General features: G+C 75.2%; 1 protein-coding gene. It reads right to left on the bottom strand.

Annotated features, from left to right (window positions below):
* The coding region (locus ACRYR7_RS25270) for a hypothetical protein (protein ID WP_432575136.1) at positions 1-1,963 on the bottom strand (1,963 nt) is incomplete at its 3' end.
* Between the last annotated feature and the right edge of the window lie 205 nt (positions 1,964-2,168).

The following is a 2,168-nucleotide window of genomic DNA, read 5'->3' as shown; positions in this document are numbered from 1 at the left end:
CCCCCCCGCCGGCGGCGGGGCGGCGGGGGGGGGCGCTTGGGGGGGGGGGGGCCGCGGCCGGGGGGGGGGCGGCGCCCCCCCCCACGCCGTTGACGACGTGGTCGATCGTGCCGGCGGCGAGGTTGACCGTCATGACGTGGTGCAGGCGCACGCCGGGGGTCCGCGGGACCTCGAAGCCGTTCTCGGTGTGGATGTCGGGGTTGTTCTGGTTGAAGACGTACACGCCGCCGCCGGTGAGGCTGTGCCGGCGCACGTGGTCGCCGACCTTGTAGCCGGCCCAGCCCTCGACGCCGTCGTGGCTCCAGTCGGCCTGGGTGGGCGGGTCGTAGGGCAGCTCGTTCTGGTACAGGACGGTGGTGCCGTCCTCGCCGTTCCAGACGGTGTTGTACTGCTGGAAGTGCTCGACGAACAGGCCGGTCGCGGTGACGCGGTCGCCGTTGACGACGACGCCGTTGCGGGCGGTGTTGGTGCGCCAGCGCTCGGTGTCGCCGGAGAACCCCTCGACGCCGTGGTCGGCGCGCCACACCCAGGTGTGGTCGATCAGGACGTCGTCGCTGTTCACCTCCAGCGCGGTGCGGGTGCGCCCGACGTGCGGGCCGCCGACGCGGAAGTACACGTCCGACAGGGTCGTGGGGTCCGGCGCGCGGCCGGGGCGGCCGTGCTGCGGGCGCCCGGCGCGCCCCCACCGGTCGCGGTGCCCGTCGCCGACGCGCAGCAGGGCGGGCGACTCCACGGTGCCGGCGTCGATGGTCACCCCGGCCACGACGACGCCGGGGACGTCGGCGACGGTCAGCGGGACGGCGCCGTCGACGGCGGTGAGGGTGGCGTGCCCCAGGCCGAGGACGACGGTGCCCGCGCGCCGCACGGCGATGCTGCGGTCGACGTCGTACACGCCGGGGGTGAGCAGCAGGTTCCTGCCGCGGGCGAGCTCGGCGTTGATGCGCCGCACGGACGAGGAGGGCGTGGCGACGTAGAAGTCGGACAGCGGCAGGGTGCGCCCGGCCGTGGTGCCCTCGTCCCAGGTGACGCCGCGCGAGTCGCGCTGCGCGGAGGGCACGCGCACCTGGTAGCGCCCGCGGCCGTCGACGAACAGGTAGGGCTTCTCGCGGCTGAGCGGCGTGGTCTCCAGGGTGGTGTACGGCGGGTCGGGGAACCCGGCGTCGTCCGGGGCGCCCTCGACGCCGGAGAACACCTGGTTCCAGACGCCGTTGCTCCACTGGCCCACCTCGCTGTCGCGGGTGTACCACTGCTGCTGCGAGCCGTTGTTGACGAGCCCGGCGCGGGAGTCGGCGATGTAGCCGCCGCTGGCGTACTGCGGTCCGGCGGTGCAGTAGTCCATGAGGGAGAACGTGCCGCCGCGCACGTCGACGCGACGCACGGAGACGGCCTGGGAGACGGCCCAGAAGTTCGCCGTGGCGCGGCAGCCGTCCTGGCCCTTCCCGTTGACCTGCAGGGTGAGGTTGGACAGGGTGCGCCAGAAGTTCACCAGCGCCAGGCAGTTGGCGGTGCCGTCGTCCTCCAGGCAGCGGTTGTAGACCTCGACCTTGCCGTTGATGGTGACGTCGGAGGGGGAGGCGCCCAGACCGGCGACCTCGGTGTAGTAGCCGACGCGGAACTGCAGGGGCTTCTCGTCGGTGCCGTACACGCCGGGCTCGAAGAGCAGAGCGTGCCTGCGGGTGCCCATCTCGGCGTCGACCTGCGCGGCGTTGACGGCGTCGACGGTGGCCTGGATCTGCTCGACGGGCATGCTCGGGTCGAACACGGTGACGCCGGGCAGGCCGGCGGGGGCGGGGCGGCCGCGGTCGGCGGGCGCGGCGGCACCGGCGGCGGCCGCGGGCAGCTGCACCAGCGAGGTCGCCAGCGCCGCGCCCAGGCCGAGGGCGGCGAGGCGGTGGAGGGGTCCGCGGCGGGCGCGGCGGACGGGGTCGCCGGGGGTCCCGGCGGCCGGGGGGAGCGAGGACATGCCTCTCCTTCGAGGTGGTCGCTGTGTGACCGCTGTCACGACATCGCGGAGCGTAGGCAGCAGTGACGATGAGCGTCAATCGTTGCGCGGGGCTCCCGGGCGGCCCGCGCGGGGGGGGCCGGGCCCCCCCGCCCGCCCCGGCGGCCCACCCCCCCCCCCCCAACCCCCACCACCACACCCACCAACCCCCCCCCCACCCACCCCC

This window comes from Kineococcus gurbantunggutensis (genome assembly GCF_050871925.1).
In the GTDB taxonomy this organism is placed as follows: Bacteria; Actinomycetota; Actinomycetes; order Actinomycetales; family Kineococcaceae; genus Kineococcus.
This window is presented reverse-complemented; position numbering and strand designations above follow the sequence as displayed.